This window comes from Paenibacillus mellifer (assembly GCF_023195895.1).
In the GTDB taxonomy this organism is placed as follows: domain Bacteria; phylum Bacillota; class Bacilli; order Paenibacillales; family Paenibacillaceae; genus Fontibacillus; species Fontibacillus mellifer.
In genome coordinates this window covers 1-20,668 of sequence record NZ_JALPRK010000031.1, presented here as the reverse complement: position 1 = coordinate 20,668, position 20,668 = coordinate 1, and the positions used below count along the sequence as shown (strand labels likewise).

At 55.3% G+C, this 20,668-nt stretch carries 16 protein-coding genes; 12 read left to right on the top strand and 4 right to left on the bottom strand.

Annotated features, from left to right (window positions below; translation table 11 throughout):
* The first annotated feature begins 170 nt into the window (after positions 1–170).
* From M0651_RS22120 to M0651_RS22100, 5 genes are all read left to right on the top strand, one after another.
* Positions 171–1,667, top strand: a complete 1,497-nt coding sequence (locus M0651_RS22120; RefSeq protein WP_248553855.1) for a spore germination protein — start codon at positions 171–173, stop codon at positions 1,665–1,667.
* Positions 1,657–2,757 carry a Ger(x)C family spore germination protein gene (locus tag M0651_RS22115; RefSeq protein WP_248553854.1) on the top strand — a complete coding sequence of 367 codons (1,101 nt, stop codon included), beginning with the start codon at positions 1,657–1,659 and terminating at the stop codon, positions 2,755–2,757. The genes M0651_RS22120 and M0651_RS22115 overlap by 11 nt, the downstream gene beginning before the upstream one ends.
* An 18-nt stretch (positions 2,758–2,775) precedes the next feature.
* Positions 2,776–3,885: a GerAB/ArcD/ProY family transporter gene (locus tag M0651_RS22110; protein ID WP_248553853.1), complete on the top strand. Its 1,110-nt coding sequence runs from the start codon at positions 2,776–2,778 to the stop codon at positions 3,883–3,885.
* A gap of 113 nt (positions 3,886–3,998) precedes the next feature.
* Positions 3,999–4,316, top strand: a complete 318-nt coding sequence (locus M0651_RS22105; protein WP_248553852.1) for a PadR family transcriptional regulator — start codon at positions 3,999–4,001, stop codon at positions 4,314–4,316.
* 15 nt (positions 4,317–4,331) lie between these two features.
* Positions 4,332–4,943, top strand: coding sequence for a DUF2812 domain-containing protein (locus tag M0651_RS22100; protein ID WP_248553851.1), 612 nt, complete (start codon positions 4,332–4,334; stop codon positions 4,941–4,943).
* Between the two features lie 105 nt (positions 4,944–5,048).
* On the opposite strand, the gene udk is transcribed toward M0651_RS22100, so the two are convergent.
* Together udk and M0651_RS22090 are read right to left on the bottom strand one after the other, a co-directional pair.
* The gene (gene udk, locus M0651_RS22095) at positions 5,049–5,672 is read right to left on the bottom strand and encodes a uridine kinase (protein WP_248553850.1); all 624 of its coding nucleotides are present in this window, start codon (positions 5,670–5,672) and stop codon (positions 5,049–5,051) included.
* A 149-nt stretch (positions 5,673–5,821) separates the two neighbouring features.
* Positions 5,822–7,924, bottom strand: coding sequence for a methyl-accepting chemotaxis protein (locus tag M0651_RS22090; protein ID WP_248553849.1), 2,103 nt, complete (start codon positions 7,922–7,924; stop codon positions 5,822–5,824).
* 187 nt (positions 7,925–8,111) lie between these two features.
* On the opposite strand from M0651_RS22090, the gene M0651_RS22085 reads away from it, so the two are divergent.
* Together M0651_RS22085 and M0651_RS22080 are read left to right on the top strand one after the other, a co-directional pair.
* Positions 8,112–10,745 carry a cation-translocating P-type ATPase gene (locus M0651_RS22085; protein ID WP_248553848.1) on the top strand — a complete coding sequence of 878 codons (2,634 nt, stop codon included), beginning with the start codon at positions 8,112–8,114 and terminating at the stop codon, positions 10,743–10,745.
* A 162-nt stretch (positions 10,746–10,907) separates the two neighbouring features.
* Entirely contained in the window at positions 10,908–12,641 is a 1,734-nt protein-coding gene (locus M0651_RS22080) for a methyl-accepting chemotaxis protein (protein WP_248553847.1), read from the top strand.
* Here M0651_RS22080 and M0651_RS22075 read toward each other — a convergent pair.
* Positions 12,631–13,722, bottom strand: a complete 1,092-nt coding sequence (locus tag M0651_RS22075) for a YeiH family protein (RefSeq protein ID WP_248553846.1) — start codon at positions 13,720–13,722, stop codon at positions 12,631–12,633. The genes M0651_RS22080 and M0651_RS22075 overlap by 11 nt on opposite strands.
* 131 nt (positions 13,723–13,853) lie before the next feature.
* On the opposite strand from M0651_RS22075, the gene M0651_RS22070 reads away from it, so the two are divergent.
* On the top strand, positions 13,854–14,738 hold the full coding sequence (locus M0651_RS22070; RefSeq protein WP_248553845.1) for a LysR family transcriptional regulator: 885 nt from the start codon (positions 13,854–13,856) through the stop codon (positions 14,736–14,738).
* 102 nt (positions 14,739–14,840) lie between these two features.
* Here the strand turns inward: M0651_RS22070 and M0651_RS22065 are convergent, their stop codons facing one another.
* A complete protein-coding gene (locus M0651_RS22065; RefSeq protein ID WP_248553844.1) occupies positions 14,841–15,593 on the bottom strand; it encodes an SDR family NAD(P)-dependent oxidoreductase in 753 nt (250 codons plus the stop codon).
* A gap of 254 nt (positions 15,594–15,847) precedes the next feature.
* On the opposite strand from M0651_RS22065, the gene M0651_RS22060 reads away from it, so the two are divergent.
* The 4 genes from M0651_RS22060 to M0651_RS22045 all read left to right on the top strand — a co-directional run bounded on the left by M0651_RS22060 (position 15,848) and on the right by M0651_RS22045 (position 20,622).
* On the top strand, positions 15,848–17,128 hold the full coding sequence (locus M0651_RS22060; protein ID WP_248553843.1) for a methyl-accepting chemotaxis protein: 1,281 nt from the start codon (positions 15,848–15,850) through the stop codon (positions 17,126–17,128).
* Positions 17,129–17,338: 210 nt separating this feature from the next.
* A complete protein-coding gene (locus M0651_RS22055) occupies positions 17,339–19,057 on the top strand; it encodes a methyl-accepting chemotaxis protein (protein WP_248553842.1) in 1,719 nt (572 codons plus the stop codon).
* Between the two features lie 108 nt (positions 19,058–19,165).
* Positions 19,166–20,281: a threonine aldolase family protein gene (locus M0651_RS22050; protein WP_248553841.1), complete on the top strand. Its 1,116-nt coding sequence runs from the start codon at positions 19,166–19,168 to the stop codon at positions 20,279–20,281.
* On the top strand, positions 20,278–20,622 hold the full coding sequence (locus M0651_RS22045) for a DsrE family protein (protein WP_248553840.1): 345 nt from the start codon (positions 20,278–20,280) through the stop codon (positions 20,620–20,622). The genes M0651_RS22050 and M0651_RS22045 overlap by 4 nt, the downstream gene beginning before the upstream one ends.
* Positions 20,623–20,668 lie beyond the last annotated feature (46 nt).

The following is a 20,668-nucleotide window of genomic DNA, read 5'->3' as shown; positions in this document are numbered from 1 at the left end:
CCACCCTCCTTGTATCCGTTCTCAACATGGTTTATCATACTGCGAATCGCTTCATCCTTCAAACCGTTGGACATGTTATTTTGCATATTTATGCAGGGAATCAGCGCCCGATGTGCATAAAACCCGATATGCCGCGGCACATTAAAGGAAAATCATTGAAATCGAGGAAGATGTTTGTGGACCATCCCGGCGAAAAGAGGCGGCCGGACGGGGGGCGCTTGACCCTGGATCTGGCCCGGAAATCCAGTGATTTTCATGAGTTCTCTCCCTATGAGGAGGATGCCGGCTTCCTCCGGATCGCGTACTACCGTTCCTTGGTAGCGGCGGAGAAAGTGACGCATTTCCTGCTGCCTGCCCTTCAGAAGCATCGGCCCCGGCTTCAACACCCCGATGATCTCAGAGGCATTCTGCCTTTTGCCGAAATAACGCTAACGAACGCGGAGAAAGAAGCCGTCGCCAAAATCATGGAGGGGTTCGTCCTGCTTCGAATGGGTTTGGCGGAAGGCGTGTACGTGCTGGCGAATTTGGATAACAGCCAGATGGGGCAGCGGCAGAGCAACGATACGGAGAACGAATTCAGCGTGGTTGGGCCCAAAGCCGGGTTCGTGGAGAACCTGGATACGAACCTTCATTTGTTGCGGGCAAAGCTCCCGACACCCGAGTTGATCATTGAAACCCTGACGATCGGATCGCATTCCAAGACGAAAGTGGCCGTCGTTTACCTGGAGAACGTTACCAATCCGGAGTACGTTCAGACCATGAAACGACGTCTCCAAAACTTTGATTTCGAGGTGCTGTACGATACCTCCCAACTGGAGGAGATCCTAGCAGACAACTCGAACACCTTGTTTCCGCTGTTCCTGTCTTCGGAACGCATTGACCGGATCACCTATGCGATCACTTCCGGCCAGGTCGCTGTTTTTTCCAATGGATCTCCTTACGCGATGGCGGCCCCAGCCAACTTTCTGGGGTTTTTCGTGTCGCCGGAGGATTATTACTTGCCCTGGGTATTGGGGTCCTTCTTTCGCTTTATCCGCCTGCTGAGCGTCATGTTCTCCATCTTTGCCACGCCGATTTACGTGGCGGTCATGACGTTTCATTACGAAATCATTCCCGAAAGCATGCTGGGGCCGCTGATTGAATCACGCATTCACGTGCCGTTTCCGCCGGTGGTGGAGGTCATCTTTTTGGAGATTACCATCGATTTGCTTAGGGAAGCCGGGGCGCGTTTGCCGTCCAAAATCGGCCAGACCCTCGGGATCGTCGGCGGCATCGTGATCGGAGAAGCCTCGGTTCAAGCGGCGCTGACCAGCAACATTTTGTTGATAATCGTGGCTCTTTCGGCATTGGCTTCCTTTACGACCCCGATTTTTAAAATGGCGAATACGATTCGGCTGCTGCGCTTTCCGTTCGTCTTGTTGGCGGCCTTTTGGGGCGGGCTTGGGATCACGGCAGGCTTCCTCGTGCTCATGGGTCATCTGATCCGCCTAAAATCGCTGGGGATGCCTTATTTTGTGCCGCTATTTCCGTTCCGGAAGGGGAACCTGGACGACAGCATCATTCGGGCTTCCTACCAGTATTCATTCCATCGCAGCCTGTTCCTTCGGCCCCTGTCGGCATTTCGTTACCATCCGCGTTCCCGGAAGGAGGATGGCGATGTGGAATAAACGTCATCCGTACCGGTTACCAATCGTTGCCGGTATCCTCGTTCTGGCGTTGATGGTGGCGGGCTGCAGCCAAACCCGAATCGTCGACAACACCAAGATTCTAGCTGTACTTGGCGTGAATCGGGAACAAGGGGAATACCGGGCGGTCGGATTGTATTTGGACCCGATGAAGAACGAGCGGATTATGCCCCTTCAGGGGAAGGGCGAGAACATGGAACTTTTACTAAGCCAAATGAACATGCAGTCGCCCCATCCGATCGACTTAGGGAAACTGCGCTTGCTCGTCTTTGACCGGCGAATGGCCGAACAGGGGGTTGCCCATTTCCTGCATACCTTCTGCCGGAATCCGCTGATCAGCACCAGCATGATCGTGGCGGTATCGGAGCAATCGCCCGAACGGTTATTCCGGAGCCTGGAGGGCCAAAATCGGGAACTGTTGCCCTATCATTTGATCGAACAAAACGTCATTTCCGATAACGTGCCGCTTAACAACTTGCACATCTTCCTGTTCAATTACTACGGGGAGGGAAGGGATCCGTTTGCCCCTTATTTGAGCCAAAACGGCGATGACAAAATCGAACTTACGGGCCTCGCCGTGTTTCACGAGGATCGGCTCAAATTGGTGCTTGGCGCCAAAGAAACGCTGCTTTTCAAGATGTTGAAAGGCCGGGGAACGGGCGGGATTCTTCCCGTCACCGTCTCCGCGGAGACGGGGAATCGGATGGCCGCCTTTAACGTATTCAAGGGGATGCCGGTATCGCGGTTGTCCCGGGAAGGCGGCGTATTGAAATTATCCGTCGATCTCCGGCTGGAAGGCATGTTGAAGGAGCCGCCGGCCGGAATGAATCTCCGCGACCGGAAGCCTTACCAAGATACCGTGAGCCGGCTGGAGCGGCAAATCGATGCCGGTTCGGTGAAGCTGCTGAACAAGCTGCGAAGCAAGGGGGTGGATCCGCTTGGCGTGGGCGATTTCGTCCGGGCGCATGGCCGGTCATGGGACGAAGAAGCTTTTTACAAGAGGGATTATCCGAAGATGCGCTTCGAGGTTCATACCCATATCACCCTGAAAGAATCGGGAATCGGAAACTAGCAGAAGGCGGGGAAGGCGATGGGCGGTACCGTCAAGGAAAGCAACCAAGTCTCGGGTTATATCACCTGGTTCCTGGTTCATGGGGTCCAGACGGGGATAGGCATGCTTAATTTTCAGCAAAAGATTGCGGAAGGCGCGGAGCAGGATGCCTGGGTATCCGTCCTGTTTGTCGGCGCTTGCATGCATTTGGTGATTCTGATGCTGTTCCGCTTGCTGCGAATGGCCGAAGGCGGAGATATCCTTTCCCTCCATCGCGAGCTGTTTGGACCGGTCGTCGGGTCCGGATTATCGGTGATCCTGTTCTTCTATTGCGTCCTGATGTGCACGGGGCAGATCCGCCCGTATGCGGAAATCATTCACGTCTGGGTATTTCCCGACGCGCCGCTTTGGCAAGTTTCGTTCATTATTTTGGCGGTGGCCGGGTATATCGTATCCGGAGGGTTTCGCGTTGTTGCCGGTATCTGCCTCCTGTGCGTCGTCATCCCGAGTTTGGTCCTGCCGTCCTTGTATTTCCCCTTGAAATTTGCCCATTGGCTGAATTTTCTTCCCCTATGGAGCCACGGTCTGAGTGATTACGTCAAGTCGGCTGCCAAATCCGTCTACGTCTTTTTGGGGCCCGAGTTTCTCTTGTTCTATTATCCGTTCATCAAAAATAACGCAAAGGCACAAAAATGGGCCCATATCGCGGTTGCTCATACAACCTTGCTCTACCTGATTATTCTGGTGACCACTCTCGGTTATTTCAATATGCGGCAATTACGGCATACCCTCTGGCCGACATTGATTCTCTCCAAAATCATCCGTTTTGCTTTCCTGGAGCGTTTTGACTACATTTACATCTTCAATTGGATGCTCGTTATCTTCCCGATATGCTGTGTATCGATCTGGGCGGCGGTCCGCATCTTGACCCAAACGCTGAAGTTCTCGAGGAAATGGGCGCTCGGGACGACCCTGCTCGTGATCATCGGGATGGTGCTCTCGCTGCGGACTCCCGTGAGTATCGAGCGGTTAGAGAATGTCATCTCGCGGGTTGGCAGCGTCTTAATTTTCGGCTACATTCCGCTGCTGTTCCTTATTGCCATAGGCAGACAAGCGGTCAAACGAAGCCGCTCGGCCCGGAGCAATTGACGACGGTGCCGGGCGGATATTTTTTTGTTGCAATATACAGTCTAACTATATATAGTTAAACTATACAGTTGAACGATATATTCGAAAACACTTTGGGAGGAGGAACGAAACCGATGAGCAGAGATAAACATTTGCCTTTAACGGAAACGGTGTATTATATTTTGCTCGCGTTGGCGGAACCGGCGCACGGCTACCTGATCCTGCAGAAGGTGGAGGAACTCAGCCGCGGGCAGGTAAGGATGGCGGCCGGCACTTTGTACGGGGCGATCGACAATCTGGTAAAGCTGAAGTGGATTGAACCGGTGGCTACGGCGGACAGCCGTCGCAAGGTATACGCGATGACGGCCCAGGGTAGGGAGATTCTAAGGCTGGATTACGAGCGGATGAACCAGATGAGGAACGTTACGCGGGACATTATGTCTTGGGATTAAGGAGGAGGAAACGGCATGCGACAAATAAAATTTTTCATCGATTTTGAAAAAGAGGAGCAATGGCTGAACGAGATGGCCAAGCGAGGCTTCGCGCTGGTGGGGAAGTCGATCGCCTATGCCTTTGAACGGGCCGAACCGGAAGATGCGGTGATCAAAGTCGACTTCCGTCAATTTCATAGCCGGGCCGATTTCGAAGACTACTTGGCCTTATTCGAGGACAGCGGCTGGAAGCACGTGGCCGGCAGCAAATCGTCCGGGTCGCAGTATTTCCGCAAGGTTGGCGAGACGGTCAGCGATGATATTTTCTCGGACGCCGATTCTCGGGCGGGGCGTTACCAGCGCTTGTCCCGGATGTGGTTCTCGTTGGCCTGCTGCTACATTCCGATTTTTGTGGCCATGGTCTCGACGGGACTGGTGGATGCCGCGGCGTTCACCCATCCGAAGGCTTTATATTTCACCCCGGGTCTCTGGGAGAAAACGGGCGTTTCGTTTTGGCAGGCGTTTCTGTTCGAAACCCCGTTTGCGTTGGGGCGCGGATTCGCTTGGTTGCTGTTCCCGCTGCTGATCGGGCTCTATTTCATCTTCTCGGCCCTGGCCAAAAGCCGGTACCGGCAGGTGAAATCGTAGGAGTAGGCTAAATAAAAGAAATACCTGCAAAAGTGCAGGTATTTCTCTGGAATAGCCTGATATGGCCAACTCTGGACTAAATAACTGTCGCAGCATCCGTCCCTTCTAGGCTTTGAACCCGCCGGTTAAGTGCTTCTCCGTCAGGATGGTCAGCATTTGGATGCCGACTTCGTTATGCCCGCCTTCGGGGATAATGAGGTCGGCGTATTTTTTGGACGGCTCAATAAACGCTTCATGCATCGGCTTGACCGTTGCAAGGTACTGCTGATGGATGGAATGGATCGAACGGCCGCGTTCCTCCATGTCGCGCAGCACGCGCCGGAGGATCCGCACGTCGGAGTCCGTGTCCACGAACACCTTGATGTCCAGCATCTCCCGCAGCTTTTCGTCATACAGGACGAACAGTCCCTCAACGATAATGATGTTGTTCGGCAGCAGCTTCACCGTCTTCTCGGAACGGGTGTGGATCGTAAAATCGTACACCGGCGCATAGGCGGCTTGTCCGTTCTTGAGTTGGGTAAGATGCTCCACCATCAGCTCGTTGTCGAAGGCGAAGGGATGGTCGTAGTTCGTTTTCTCCCGTTCGGACATGTTGAGATGCGACTGGTCCTTGTAGTAGTTGTCCTGCGAAATGAACGTCACTTTATCCGTGTCCAGCTGGCCGATAACCGAACGGGCGACCGTCGTTTTCCCGGACCCGGTGCCGCCGGCGATACCTATGATTAACATGAAATTGAATACCCTCCTAAATACATCCCTCTAAACGTTCCCGTTTAACATTCCAGTATTGTAGCATAGCCCGGGCATTTTTTCATCTTGTTGCGGCCGAATCGGGTGCCTTCATATTATGGCATTTTTATGGCAGGATATCGAACCGATCAGATTTTGAAGTGGGACAATTTGTCCAACAGTTCCTGCACCATGTTGCTCAGCGCTTCGCTGGAAGCGGAGATCTCCTCCATGGAGGCGAGCTGCTCCTCGGAAGCCGCGGCAACGCTTTGCGCCTCCGCGGACGATTCCGAAGCGATGTCGGCCAACCGCACCACGCTATCGGAGACTTGCTCCGTGCTTGCGGTCATCTGCTCGGCAGCGGCGGAGACTTCTTGCAATTGGTCGTTGACGTTGCTGATCTCTGCCAGAACGAGCGTCAGCATCGCGTTGCTGTCGGACACGCTTTTCACGCCCCGTTCGACCTGCTTGCTGCCTTTGGCCATGGAATCCGCCGCCACGTTGGTATCGGTGCGCACTTGTTCCACCAGCTCCGTAACCTGCTCGGCGGCTTGCTTGGTCTGATCGGCCAGCTTGCGGATCTCTCCGGCAACGACGGCGAAGCCGCGTCCGTGCTCGCCGACGCGGGAGGCCTCGATCGCCGCATTCAGCGCGAGCAGGTTCGTTTGCGTGCTGATATTGGCGATGAGTTCGATCATGCCGCCGATCGCCGTGGACCGCTCTTCCAAGCGCACGATGGAGGAGGCGGTGGCTTCGGTCGCCGCCTGAAGCTCTTTCATATCGGACACCGCCCGTTCCAGTTGAACGCTGCTCTCCTTCGTTCGTGACGTGACTTCGCTCGCGGACACCGAGATTGCGGAGGAGGAGTCGGCGATGCGCCGTACGCCCATGGACATTTCGGACACGGCTTGCGATGACTCGGCAGCATAACCGTTTTGGTCCTGGGCACCCTGGGCGACGCGGCTGATCGAGCCGGCGATCGTCTCGGCAGCCTTGCCGGTCTGTTCGGCGCTGGCGGACAATTGCTGGGACGTCGCCCCGACGGACATGGATAGATCGGCGACAAGCCGGAACATGTCGCGCAGCTTCTCGGTCATTTCATTGAAATGACCGGCCATTTTTCCAAACTCGTCGCCGCTGCGAACCTGCAGTTTCTGCGTGAGGTCGCCGCCCGCCATGAGCTGCAGCTTCCCCGTCAACAGACGTAAAGGAAGAATGACCATGCGCCAAACCAGCAGGGCGAGAATCGCCGCAAGCACGACCAACGCACCCACGGACATGGCGATCGAAGTCGTTCTTGCCTGAGTGAATTCTTTCAGAATGATATCTTTATCTACGGCCGTCTGCGTATACCAGACCTGATCGCTCCCCGGCATGGTTACCGGTTCGAATAACCGAAGGACCTCTCGGCCTGCAGAGTTCAGAGTGTAGCCTTTCAGCATTGCCCCGCTTTTCACTTGCTGCCACAGCGCTTCTTTTTCCGGATTATCGCCGTACGGCTGAAGGACCGACTCGGGATCATGCGGGTTGGCCGCATAAAGTCCGTTCTCCGTCACCAAGGCGACGTAACCGCCAAGCGGGGTGTATTGTGCCGCCGCCGTTTGCAAATAATCCATCAGCACGTCCGCTTTGATGACGCCGAGAAACGCTCCCGACGCATCGAGAATCGGATAGGCCGCCGTCATCATTTGAACGGGATGTCCGCCGATCTCATTAGTATAAGGCTCGAGGTAGACCGCCTTACCCGTGGATTTCGTGACTTGGTACTCCTCATGTTCGTCGGGAGATCCGTAATCCGCCAATGGCGCCAGCTTCGCTTGATCCCCTTCTTTATAGAGGTAAGGGAGAAACCGTCCGCTCGCGTCGTTGTACGCAGCTTGGTCCACGTTCTGTGCATCGGCGCCGTCAAAGGCGTTTGGCTCCCACAACATGCCGATTCCGTAGACCTCGGGGTGACTCAGGAGCTCTTTCTCCAATAGAGATACGGCTTCTTCCCGGGACAGATCGCCTTCCTTGCCGGTCTCGATCATCATCTTGGCCAGGCTATCCGAGGAAGTCTTGAGGCGGATAAACATTTTTTCAAAATCGGATCCGTATTGTTTCCCGGCCAGCTCGGCTTCCAATTCGCCTTTGGCCATACTGGTTTTCATGGACTGGTTCAGGTTGACGAGCAACAGAAGGGTCAAGGAAATCATCACGACCAAGCCGGCAGTCGTCATGAATTTGACAGCTAAAGAGAGTTTGCGAAGCATTTCAATCGATCTCCCCAATCTATGTTGTAAGATGTTTCTACAAATATCGACAAAATTCATCATGAACTTAATAGGCCAAAGTGAAGTTCTCAACTCTACCCAAGAATCCATCATAATTTCTCGTGGATTAGGTTTACAATAATGGTAAGTCAATACCTACCAAATTTGAGTAAAGAGGTGCTGCCGCATGTGGCATACCAAAACCCGGGAGGCCGTTCTGCAAGAGCTACAGGTAGATCCCGCAGCCGGGCTTTCCTCGGGAGAAGCCGGAAAACGGCTGTCCCAGTATGGGCCGAACCAAATCAAGGGCAAGCCAAAGCCTAGCGTGTGGTCGCTTTTTTTTGCCCAACTTAAGGATATGCTGATCTACGTCCTGTTCGGTGCCGCCGTTGTCACGCTTATTGTCGGAGAATACATGGATGCCGTCATCATTCTGGCCGTTGTGCTGTTGAATGCGATCATCGGGGTCATCCAGGAACAGAAAGCGGAGAAAGCCATCGAGGCGTTGCAGCAAATGACGACGCCCAAATCGCTGGTGCGGCGCGGCGGCGATGTGAAGGAGATCGATTCCGGAGAGATCGTTCCGGGCGATATCGTAATTTTGGATGCCGGACGTTTTATCCCGGCCGACCTGCGGCTGCTTGAAAGCGCCAATCTGCAAATTGAGGAATCCGCGCTGACCGGGGAGTCCGTACCGTCGGACAAAAGCGCGGAAGACGTGCACGAAGAGGCCAAGACCCCAATCGGGGACCAGAGCAACATGGCGTTCATGTCCACGCTCGTGACCTACGGGCGCGGCGAAGGGGTCGTCGTCGGCACGGCCATGAACACCGAGATGGGCAAGATCGCCAAAATTTTGGACGAAGATCCCCATGAGCTGACCCCGCTGCAAAAGAAGCTCGAAGAGCTCGGCAAAATGCTCGGTTATATCGCCATCGGGATTTGCGTCGTGATCTTCGTGATCGGCTTGATCCAGGGACGGGATCTGTTCGAACTGTTCCTGACCGCGATCAGCCTTGCGGTTGCTGCCATCCCGGAGGGGCTGCCGGCGATCGTGGCGATCGTCCTGGCACTTGGCGTAACCCGGATGTCCCGCGTCAACGCCATCGTAAAGAAGCTGCCGGCCGTCGAAACGCTGGGTTCGGTCAACATCATCTGCTCCGACAAGACCGGAACCCTGACCCAGAACAAAATGACGGTCGTCCAGCATTTTACCGCGCAGCCGTTGGGAGACGAGGCGCCGATGGAAATGATCAAGACGTTCGTGCTCTGCTCCGACGCCACTTACGAGAACGGCCAGGGCACCGGCGACCCGACGGAAATTGCCCTTGTCGCTTACGGCGAGCAGCATGACATCCTCAAAAAATCGCTGGAGGCCGAATACAAACGGATTTCCGAGAAGCCCTTCGATTCGGACCGCAAGCTGATGTCCACGCTCAACCAGACACGGGAAGGATACCGCGTCCATACCAAAGGGGCGATCGATCAGTTGCTTCGGATTTCAAACTCCGCCGTAGTGAACGGGGAGGTCGTGCCGCTGACCGAGGAACTGAAACAGCGCTACCTTGAGGCAGCCGAAGCGATGTCGGACGATGCGCTCCGGGTGCTCGGGGCCGCTTACAAGGATACGGACCGCATCCTGCCGCCGGAAGAAATGGAGCAGGATTTGACGATCCTTGGCTTCGTCGGCATGATCGATCCGCCGCGGATCGAGGTGAAGGATTCGATCCGTGAGGCGAAGCGGGCCGGGATCACGCCGGTGATGATTACAGGCGACCATCGGAACACCGCCGTCGCGATCGCCAAGGAACTGGAAATCGCCAGCTCCCTGGAGCAGAGCATGACCGGGGCGGAAATCGATGAGCTTTCGGACGAGGCTTTTGCCGGGAAAATCAACAACATCCGCGTATTCGCCCGCGTCTCGCCGGAGCATAAGGTGAAGATCGTCAAAGCCTTCAAGGCGAAGGGCAACATCGTTTCGATGACCGGGGACGGTGTCAATGACGCGCCCTCGCTTAAGACGGCGGACATCGGCGTGGCGATGGGCATAACCGGCACGGATGTGTCGAAGGGTGCCAGCGACATGATCCTGACGGACGACAACTTTACGACGATCGTCCAGGCGATCCGGGAAGGGCGGAATATTTACTCCAATATTCGCAAGACGGTGACGTTCCTGCTGGCGTGCAATTTCGGGGAGATCGTGGCGATTCTCGCTTCGATTTTATTCTTCTGGCCTTTGCCGCTCCTGGCGACCCAGATCCTCTGGATCAACCTGGTCACCGACACGCTGCCGGCCATTGCGCTTGGGGTTGATCCCGGCGAGAAGGACGTGATGAAGCGCAAACCGCGCGATCCGAAGGAGAGCTTTTTTGCCGGGGGGGCGGCGATGCAGGCGGTGCTGGGCGGGTTGTTGATCGGAGCGCTGACGCTGGTTGCCTTTTACGTGGGGCTTCGCGAACATGGTTATGGCTTGCGTTCTGCCGACATTTCCGAGGATGCGATGACCTACGCACGCACGATGGCCTTCGTGGTGCTGGCGGCGTCGCAGCTGTTTTACTCGTTCTCGAAGCGCAGTTCGACCAAGTCGATCTTTACGGTCGGTTTGTTCACCAACCTGCTACTTGTCGGGGCGGTCATTGCCGGATTGCTGCTGCAGTATCTTTCCATTTCCATTCCGTTCCTGGCTGCAGCGTTTAAAGTGCAAAATCTGAGCTTGGCCGACTGGGGCCTCGTGATCCTATTGGCGCTGATTCCGCTGCTGCTGAACGAGATCGTCAAAATCATGATGCGGGCCGGGAGGGCGAAAGAGGCTGCGTAGGCTATAAAGTATGAGAATTTTGCTATAAATCAGGAGAATATTGGATTCCCCCCAGACGCGGTTTAGTAGATGATACAAATGAATAAACAGAAGAAGCATTGGCCGCGGATGATAAGTCTCGCGGCCCTTGTTCGTTGGAACAAACCAAGGGGGGGCTAATAGATGAAGAATCAGGGGAATTCTCGGATGCGGCGAAACGGGCGGCACGCATTTTCGCTGGGGCGGAAGCTGACGGCGGCTTTTATTACGGTATCGCTGCTGGTCGGAGTCATTGCAGGAGTGGCTTACGTGTTCTTGAACCGGCTGGATCATAACTATACCGGGTTGCTTCAGCAAAATACGGCGGCCTTGGATCAAGTGGCCAAGCTGGAGATGGAGACGCAACGCCAAAACAGCCTTCTGTTCGGGTATATCGTGGAGCCGGCGTCCGGGAAGGAGCAGCAGTTGACGGAAGCCAATGCGCAGCTGAGCGCGTTGATCGGCGAAATCGAAAGCGCTTCCGAAGGAGAAGAGCAAGAGGCGGTCGCCTCCTCGCTGTCGGAGTCCAACGCCACGTTTGCCCGCCTGTTGGTGAAGGTCCGGGATTACGTCCATTCGGGCAAGCCGGATCTGGCGAAAGCGGAAGCTTTGATGTGGGCGATCCCGACGTCGGATACGATGATTCAGGGCGCCGGCGAACTGCGGACACTGCAGGAGACCGAGCTTCAGGCCAAATTGGACGAGTTCCAGAAGGAATCGGCGTTGACGATGTGGATTTTGGTAATATGCGGCGCCGTCGCGATCGGGTTCGCCGTCTTGACCGGCGTCATGTTGTCCCGGCAGATCGTCAAACCGATGCGAGTGATGGTGAAGGGGGCTCGCGAACTGGCGGAAGGCGATTTGACCCTTGCGGAGACGGTCGTGAGAAACCGCGACGAGATTGGCGAACTGGCGGACGCGTTTAACCACATGAGACGCAGCTGGCAGGACATGATCGGAAATTTGGGGCGGCATGCCGGCCGAGTCGCCGATTCGGCCGATCAGTTGCGCCGCCAGTCCGAGCAGTTCCGTGCCTCCTCCGGGGAGATTTCGGAAATCGTGGGCCAGATCTCGGCCGGGAGCGAGGAGCAGGTGCAAAGCGTGGAGCTGGGCGTGGCCCAAGTGAAGGAAATGGCGGACGGAGCCCGTGAAATGGCCGTCCTGGCGGACGATGCCCGTCAGCAATCGGCGGCAGCCGTGCATGAAACGAGAGCCGGCGAGGAGATCGTGGCGTCGGCGGCGGCGCAGATGGCGTCGATTCAGCGGCAAATGGACGAGCTGCGTGCGTTCATTGAGCGGCTGGGTGTCCGCTCCGGGCAGATCGCGGAAGCCGCCGAGCTGATTGCCGGCATCGCCAAGCAGACCCAGATGCTGTCGCTGAACGCCTCGATCGAAGCGGCGCGGGCCGGGGAAGCCGGCAAAGGGTTTGCCGTGGTTGCCGGCGAGGTGCGGAAGCTGTCGGCGGAGACCGGGATAGCGGCCGCGGGCGTGGCCGAGATGGTTGAAGGCGTGCGCAGCGAGATGGAGCTGGTGATCGAAGCGGCGCAGGCCGGTTCGCAGGAGGTGGCGGCCGGTATTGCCACGGTTCATCAGGCCGGCGAGGTGTTCACCAGCATCCGGCAAGCGGTCGAGCAGGTGGCCGGCCGGATCGGCCGGGTAGCCGGACAGGTTGACCGATTGTCCTCGCAATCGGAGGCCGTGGTTCAGGCGATTGCCACGATCGACCGAGTCGCACAGCAAACGGCCGACGGCTCCCGCGAGGTATATGCGCATACCGAAGAGCAATATGCCGGCGTTCAGGAAATGATGGCTTCCATGGAAGGGCTCAGTCAGTTGTCCGAGGAATTGCAGGCATTGATCGGAAAATTCAAAGTGTAAGCGAGAGCCAGGTCCCGGCTGACAACAGTACTGACGTGATCAGCATCGCCAGCAGCGGCCGGAGCGCTTTGGAACGGAGCTCCCGCAGGTTGACGTTCAGCCCTAGGCCGACCATGGCCATCGCCAGCAGAAAGCCGGTCACCGTGGAGATTCCGTTAAGAGCCGCATCCTTCACAGGGATCCATGTCCCCAACGCATAGGTCCCTATCACGCTGGCTGAGATAAAACCGAGCAGGAACCAGGGGAATGGGACGGCGGCCCGCGGTTGGGGTCCGTGTCCGGCGGCCGGTTTGGCGGCGTTTGGGTATAGCGACGATTTCCTGCTGGCCCGCTTCATGCCATACATCAGAAGGAAACTAAGCGGGACGAGCAGAAACACGCGGCCCAATTTGGCTAATAAAGCGACGGCCAGAGCGTCCGGGCCGGCCGGCTCGGCGGCAAGCACCACATGGGCGATCTCGTGCAGGCTGACGCCGCTCCAAACCCCATATTGAAGCTCGGACATCGGAAGCAACGGACGAAGAAGCGTATAACCCACGGAGAACAGCGTGCCGACGAGAGCCACCAATCCTGCGCCGATAGCGGTATCGTCTTCCTTGGTTTTGAGGATCGGCGAAACGGCTGCGATCGCCGCCGCTCCGCATACCCCGGTGCCGATGCCCAGCAGCAAGGAGAGGGAGAAGTCCGCCTTCAACCATTTGCCTATCAGCAGAGTGGCGGCGATGCTGAAGGCGATCGTTGCGGCGTCCCGCGCCAGCAGGGGCAGGCCCTGCTGGAATACGACATCCAGGTTCAGCTTCAGCCCAAACAGGACGATGGCAAGACGCAGCAGCTGTTGGGAAGCGAACCGGATGCCCGGACGCAAAGCTTCCGGGTATCCGACGAATTGCCGGTAAAGGACGGCCAGCAAGATCGAACAACCCAGCTGTCCGATCCGGTTTAAGCCGGGCAGTTGTGCGAGTCCGAAGCCGAGCATGGCGATCACGAGCGTAAAGCCGATGCCTCCGAACAGGAGATCGGCTTTTTTCGTTGTTTCGGGTGTTGCCAACACCGCTTTAGAGGGAAGTAGGGGAGTTGCCACGTGAAATCACCTCCGTTGATTTGCCTTTTTAGCTTAGTTCGGTTTTAATGATAAGTAAAATAATTCATATGTATAATTATGCTAAGTATTTAATTATGCAAGAAGCTGTTGGAAATGAGGAGGATACCGAAATGGATCCGGCGCTTGAGGTATTCATTGCCGTAGCGGAGAAGCAAAGCTTCACCCGGGCAGCCGAAATGTTGCATATGACACAGCCGGCAGTGAGCCAATATATCCGTTCTCTGGAGCAGGCTCTTGGAACGAAGCTGCTTGATCGCAGCAATAAATATGTGCGTTTGAACCCGGCTGGACAAATCGTCTATCATCATGCCCGGGAAATCTCCGGATTGTACGCGCGAATGCAGTATCTCATCGACGACATGAAACACGCGGCGCGGGGGGATTTGTCGATCGGCGCCAGTTATACCTACGGGGAATACGTGCTGCCGCATGTATTGGCGGAGATGATGGCGGGGTACCCCGACATCAAACCGACAATCACCATCGGCAATTCCAAGGAGATCGTGGAGTTGGTGGGAAGCCGCCGGCTAGACGTAGGAATCATCGAAGGAGAGGTTCGGGATGAACGCTACCGGATCGTGCCGATCGCCGATGACGCGATGTACGTAGTCGTCCCGGCGGGACACCGTTATGCCGAGCGCAGGGGACTTCGACTTGCCGATTTGAGCGAGGAGACCTGGATCATCCGGGAAGCCGGCTCGGGGACACGCGAAGCGGCGGATCATCTGTTTGCCCAGCATCATTTTCACCCGGAGCGGTTGATGGAATTCGGCAGTACGCAAATCATTAAGGAGTCGGTGGAGGCGGGGCTGGGAATCAGCCTGTTGTCCAAAGCGGCGGTGCGAAAGGAAATGGCGCTCGGAACGCTGCAACTGCTGGAATTGGAAGGCTTGCCGTACTACCGTCAATTTTCGCTCGTTACACAGGCATCGCCCTTTTACACCAAGGCAATGGAGGTGTTCATGGAACTGGTGCGGGGATATCGTCCGATTTGACAATGGCAACCGCCAGTTGCTCCCGGCGGCAACGTGCAAATGAATAATAATGATCGGCCTCTCAATACAAACATCCCGCGGCTGCCCGCGGGATGTTTCCGGTTATATCGTATAAGGTACCGCTTCGAACGTCTCCGCTTTCGCAATGGCTTCCTCCAGGGATAACCCGGTGAAGCTTTGCGCTGGGAAGTAACGCCCGCTCTTCTTGTCGTCGACGAAAGCGCCGACCACGATGCCCGGCAGCACGCTTTCCACCGAGTTCGGGGCCTGAGGGCCGCCGAGATCGGTCCGGCACCAGCCCGGATCGTTCAAATTGATCATGACGTCCGTGCCTTCGATGCGGGAGGCCAAATCTTTGGTGAATTTGTCGAGCGCCGCTTTGCTGGCTGCGTAGCCGGCTTGCTCCGGCTCGTTTTTAATCCCGCTGGTGGTGTTGATGACCCGGCCGAAGCCGCGTTCGATCATCTTGGGAATCAGGCGGTTACAGATCGTCGCGATGGAAATGAAATTAATTTGAAAGCTCTGCTCGAAATCCGAAACCGGGGTTTGCCAGTAATCGGTCCGATAGGCGATTTGCACGGCAGCGTTATTAAAGACGATATCGACCGGCGTGCCTTTCACTTCGATTTCATCCAGCATGGCCACGACTTCCTCGTGCTTGGCCAACTCGGCTTGGACGGAGTATACTTGAACGCCCATTCCCCGGAACTCCTGCTCCAACTGCCGGGTATGCTCCAGCTTGCGGCTGTGCAGAATCAAGTTGCATCCCTGCTCGGCCATGAACTTTGCGGTCCGATTTCCCACCCCGCGACTGGCTCCGGTGATGAGCGCCCATTTGCCTTTCACATTAACCATTCGATATCCTCCCTGTTTGCGATGATTCTAAGCTGATGTGCTAACGAATCTCATTTTACTAGACTTGTAAGCGGTTTACCATCATCTCGCGTTGATTTGACTGTAGTGAAATGGAACTATATAATGTACATCACATGTAATATTTGGAACTTATGACCCATTTCGGAACTAGGAGGAGATACCTGAATCTATTCAAATTTTGCTAGAGCAACTTTGATGAATACTATACTACGATCAAGCCAGGTGATGCTAAGATGAATCGAATTCGTAATATTTCTATCCGTACCCGGATCATGGTCCTCGTCTTTTTGGCCATGTTCGTCTCGAACACCGCATTAATCGTAACGTTATCCTATAGCCAACATCATGATTTTTTTAAGCTGATTACGCCCTCTTTGGGGTTAAAGGCATTGATCATTTTTATCATTTTTGAAGTGGGAGCCGCACTCATCTCCGAAGCCTTGCTGGTTCGGCCGCTCAAGCAAGGCGTAAAGCTGGCCAATTCCATGGCCGAGAACGATTTATCCGCCGAGATTCGGACGACGCGGCAAGGGGAAGCGGGGCAGATGATCCAGTCGCTTCAGAAGGCCAGAGATAACCTGAAACACCTGATTGCAACGATCCAGTCCTCCTCCGAACGGGTGACGTTGTCTTCGGAAGAACTGAATCAAATTATTGAGCAGGCTAATGGGCAGGTGCATGATATCAACGAGGGCGTCAAGCATTTGCTGAACGTGTTTACTCAAAACGCGGAAAGCATGAAGCAAACGGCCGTTGCTATTTCGGAGATTACGAACCACTCTCAGACGACGGCAGAACTTGCCAACCAAATTGCCGAGCGGGCTCAATTGGTGATGAATTCCGCGGAAGGCGGGAAGCAATCGGTAGACTCCATCGTCGAGGCGATTAACGAGTTGGCGGCGAACACCAAGCACGTCAGCGGCGAAGTGCTCAGTCTGGAGGAGCAGAGCCAGAAGATCACCGAGGTTGTAAGCATCATTAAACAGATTTCCGAACAAACCCACCTGTTAGCCCTCAACGCGGCGATTGAAGCCGCCCGGGCCGGGGAAGAGGGAAGAGGGTTTGCGGTCGTCGCCGGACAAATCCGGAAACTGGCGGAGGATACGAATCATTCCTTGCAGGAAATCGGCAGCCTGGTTCAGGATATGACCGTTCGAACCGGCAGCGTCGTGGCCGCCGTGACCCAGACCGAGGAGAAGGTTCGGGAGGGCGTAACGCAATCGGAGAACGTGAAGACCAATATCGAACATATCATAGACAACATGGAGAACACCTTTGCCATGCTGACCGAAATTTCCGGCGGCGTGACCACTCAAGCGGCCTCGCTGGAGGAAATGACCGCAACGCTGGAGGACGTCAACGGCACCATCGAGTCGGGGCTGCAGGTTTCCGGCGAGATCCAAGGGCAACTCGGCACGCAGGAGAAAATCTTCGGCGAAATCGAGAAAACGTCCGGCAAGCTGGTCGAACTGTCCGAGAATATGAATGGGCTGACGAATGTATTTAAGCTGTAAACCTTCAACAACAATAAGGAAAGAACGCTTGTGGAATGCAGGCGTTCTTTCTTTTTTTGATGATAGCGAATATTGTCGATTAATATTTGTCTTAAAATCGTATATTTTGTCGAATTAGGACGTTTTGTGTCTATATTGTTTCAATATTCTAGCCGATATATTAATCAACCTACTTGATACTACTTACAATAAGAAAAGGGAGGGGTTATTTTGGGAGCCTGGATCAATCGAGTAAAAAACATCAAGATCGTGCATAGCGTAGTGATGTTGTGGGTACTCTCCTTGCTTGCCACAACGGCCATCGGCGTAGTTGGAATGAACTCGATTCTAAAGTTGCACCAGACAACGGAGGAAATTACTTCCGAAATTATCCCTAGGCTGAAGGATTGGGAAGATGTGAACGGCCATATGGGGAACCTGCGGAATACGGTGACGAAGATCATTGACCGCGATTACGATGAAGCGATGGTTCAAACGCTGGAGGATCTGAAGGGGAAAATCTCCGCGATCCTGGAGCGGAACGTGGCGATATCCCAAGATAACCCGGAAGAAGGAGAGCTGGCGCAGAAAGCCGCTCAAAGCTATGAGAAATACGTCTCTTACCTTCCCTCTTTGATCGATCAGCGAAAGCAAGGGCTTGTCGCCGATCGGAACTTGACGAACGTGGTCATGGCTGAGGCCGGGAACCAATTAACCCAGGATATATTGAACATCGTCGATTTCCAAAAAAATGTGGCGGAAGATCGAAGCCAGGCTTCCAAACAACTCTACGAACAGAGCCTGAAATTCTTTATCTATATTTTCGGTGCGGCGCTCATCCTGGTCAGCGCTATCTCCGTGCTCGTCGTCATTATGATTCGCTCTTCCATGAAGGAGTTTATCTCCAGGGTCGAGCTGGTTGCAGAAGGTGACGTGACGGTTCAATTTAACGGAAACCTCGGCAACGAATTCGGGATGATGAACCGTGCTTTGAACAAGACGATCGGCTCGATCAAAACGATTCTGCAAACGATTGGGCAGGATTCACAGAAACTAACCGAACAAACCATAGCGCTGACGGCCTCCTCCGAGGCGATGAACACGAGCGTTGGCGAAGTCTCGACGGCGATCCATGAGGTTTCCCTGGGCTCCGTCAATCAGGCGGAAGAGCTGGCTTCGATGACCGAATCCTTCCAAGCGTTCGGAGACCGCCTGGACGAAATTACCCGCTCGCTGGAGACGGTGGATGAGGCGGCAAAGCAAGCGAACGACAAGGCCCAAAGCAGCAGCGGAAAATTGGCCGAGTTGGTCACGTCCGTGAAAGGGATCGCCGATTCGTTCGAGGAAACGCAAAGCAAAGTCCATAACCTGACGGGCAGCCTAACCCGCGTGACGGAGATTACCCGTCTGATTAGCGATATTTCCACGCAAACCAATCTGTTGTCGCTGAACGCGTCCATCGAAGCAGCGCGCGCCGGTGAAGCGGGCCGGGGCTTCGCCGTCGTGGCGGGGGAAATCCGCAAGCTGGCGGAACAAACGCAGCATTCCTCGCAAGGAATCGACGAGCTGCTGCAGGAGATCGGACAGGAAATGGACGGGGTATCGGCAACGTCAGCCAGAACGGGCGAAGTGCTCGCCCGGCAATCGGAGGTCGTGCTTACGACGATGGAGGCCCTCCAGGAGATCATCCGATCCATTCGGGAAATGATGCCGCAAATCGAGGAAATTACGACGTCCGTAGTCGCCGTCAATGCGGACAAGAACCGCGTACTGCTTACGGTAAGCTCCGCCTCGGCCGTAGCCGAACAAAACTCGGCTTCCGCGGAGGAAATCTCCGCATCGGCCATCGAGCTGAACGGTGCCACCCAGGATATCGCCCAGGCGATCAAAGAGCTTGAATCGCTGTCGCTCGAAATGATTCGGGAAGTGGAGAAATTCAAGTTGGCGTAATAAGCACAAATGCGACCATGAGAACATCGATTCCTGCTCCGAATCGAGCTATAATAAGCATGAATTCACAGTTTATCAGACAGCATGGGAGAGGAGCGGCGAGGATCGATGTATGGAAACGAAGGAATATCGGACAAGAAAACGCTGAAGTCGGCATTCGATCGGGCGGTTTATCAGGTGGGGGGCCACGGCAAACGGAATGTGGAGGTGCTGAAGCGGGCATTTGCCGCCATCGACGGGCAACTGGACAGCGATATGTATGGCAACGGACATGCCATGGAAGCTTTCGAGGCGAAAATGGCCGGGGTGCTTGGCAAGGCCTCGGCCGTGTTTTTCCCCAGCGGCACGATGGCGCAGCAAATCGCCCTGCGGATCTGGTGCGACCGGAAAGGGACGAAACGCGTGGCGTATCACCCCCTATGCCATCTGGAGATTCATGAGGAAGACGGCTTAAAGGAGCTGCACGGGATCGAGCCGATTCTCCTGGCGGACAAGGACCGCCTGATCGGGCTGAAGGACGTTCAGCGCCTGCCCGAGGACGTCTCGTGCCTGCTATTGGAGCTGCCGCAGCGCGAGATTGGCGGCCAGCTGCCGCCGTTTGAGGAACTTGCGGCCATTTCCGCCTACTGCCGGGAGAAAGGCATTCAGCTGCATCTGGACGGGGCCCGGCTGTTTGAAATCCTTCCCTTCTACCAGAAAACCGCGGCGGAAGTCTGCGCCTTATTCGACAGCGTCTATATCTCCTTTTATAAAGGCATCGGCGGGATCGCCGGGGCGATATTGGCCGGAGAACCGGAGTTTACGAAGGAATCCAAGGTATGGAAAAGGCGGCACGGCGGTGATTTGATCAGTTTGTATCCTTATTTTTTGAGTGCGGACTACTATTATGAGCAACGCATTGGGAAGATGGATTTGTATTACCGGCAAGCGCAGGAGCTCTCCGGTCTGTATAACCGGTGCCATCATCTGAAGACCGTACCGGATGTGCCGGTTTCCAACATGTTCCACGTCCATGCGGATATCCCTAAGGATCGGTTGGAGCACATTCTGATCGAGGTCTACCGCGAAACCGGAGTTGGCTTAACGCCCGCACTCAAGGAGAAGACGGATCAGGCTTGCACCTTCGAGGTAAGCATCGGGGACCGTTATGGCGAGGTGCCGATAGACCGGCTGCAACTGACGTTTGAACTGCTTGATCATAAGCTGAGAGGTGAATCGTTTTGAACCGTAAAGTCGTCTTTCTGACCACCGACAGCTTGGGCAACGGCGACCCGGAGCTCGGGACGCAGCTGCTGGAAACGTTCCTGACGCTGTTGAAGCAACGGGAGCAGGGGCAACTTCCGGCGGCGGTGTTTTGCGTAAATCGGGGGGTATTCGCCTTGACGGAGCAGTCGTTTGCTTCGCTGCACCTGAAAGAGTTGGCAAACCGCGGCGTTCCTGTATTGGCGTGCGGCACCTGCGTGAATTATTACGGCATTCAAGATCAACTTGCGGCCGGCGAGGTATCCAGCATGGGGCATTTCATGGAACTGGCGGCACAATACGAGGTTTTGACGCTAGCTTGATCGATCGGCTTGGAATCTCTATCAAAAAAACACCGTAAGAATACGG

Coding starts and splice junctions, on each gene's coding strand:
- M0651_RS22065 (WP_248553844.1), bottom strand. CDS start 15,593: ATGGTTAATGTGAAAGGCAAATGGGCGCTCATCACCGGAGCCAGTCGC.
- M0651_RS22120 (WP_248553855.1), top strand. CDS start 171: ATGTTTGTGGACCATCCCGGCGAAAAGAGGCGGCCGGACGGGGGGCGC.
- M0651_RS22110 (WP_248553853.1), top strand. CDS start 2,776: ATGGGCGGTACCGTCAAGGAAAGCAACCAAGTCTCGGGTTATATCACC.
- M0651_RS22050 (WP_248553841.1), top strand. CDS start 19,166: ATGTATGGAAACGAAGGAATATCGGACAAGAAAACGCTGAAGTCGGCA.
- M0651_RS22105 (WP_248553852.1), top strand. CDS start 3,999: ATGAGCAGAGATAAACATTTGCCTTTAACGGAAACGGTGTATTATATT.
- udk (WP_248553850.1), bottom strand. CDS start 5,672: ATGTTAATCATAGGTATCGCCGGCGGCACCGGGTCCGGGAAAACGACG.
- M0651_RS22070 (WP_248553845.1), top strand. CDS start 13,854: ATGGATCCGGCGCTTGAGGTATTCATTGCCGTAGCGGAGAAGCAAAGC.
- M0651_RS22100 (WP_248553851.1), top strand. CDS start 4,332: ATGCGACAAATAAAATTTTTCATCGATTTTGAAAAAGAGGAGCAATGG.
- M0651_RS22080 (WP_248553847.1), top strand. CDS start 10,908: ATGAAGAATCAGGGGAATTCTCGGATGCGGCGAAACGGGCGGCACGCA.
- M0651_RS22060 (WP_248553843.1), top strand. CDS start 15,848: ATGAATCGAATTCGTAATATTTCTATCCGTACCCGGATCATGGTCCTC.
- M0651_RS22085 (WP_248553848.1), top strand. CDS start 8,112: ATGTGGCATACCAAAACCCGGGAGGCCGTTCTGCAAGAGCTACAGGTA.
- M0651_RS22090 (WP_248553849.1), bottom strand. CDS start 7,924: ATGCTTCGCAAACTCTCTTTAGCTGTCAAATTCATGACGACTGCCGGC.
- M0651_RS22115 (WP_248553854.1), top strand. CDS start 1,657: ATGTGGAATAAACGTCATCCGTACCGGTTACCAATCGTTGCCGGTATC.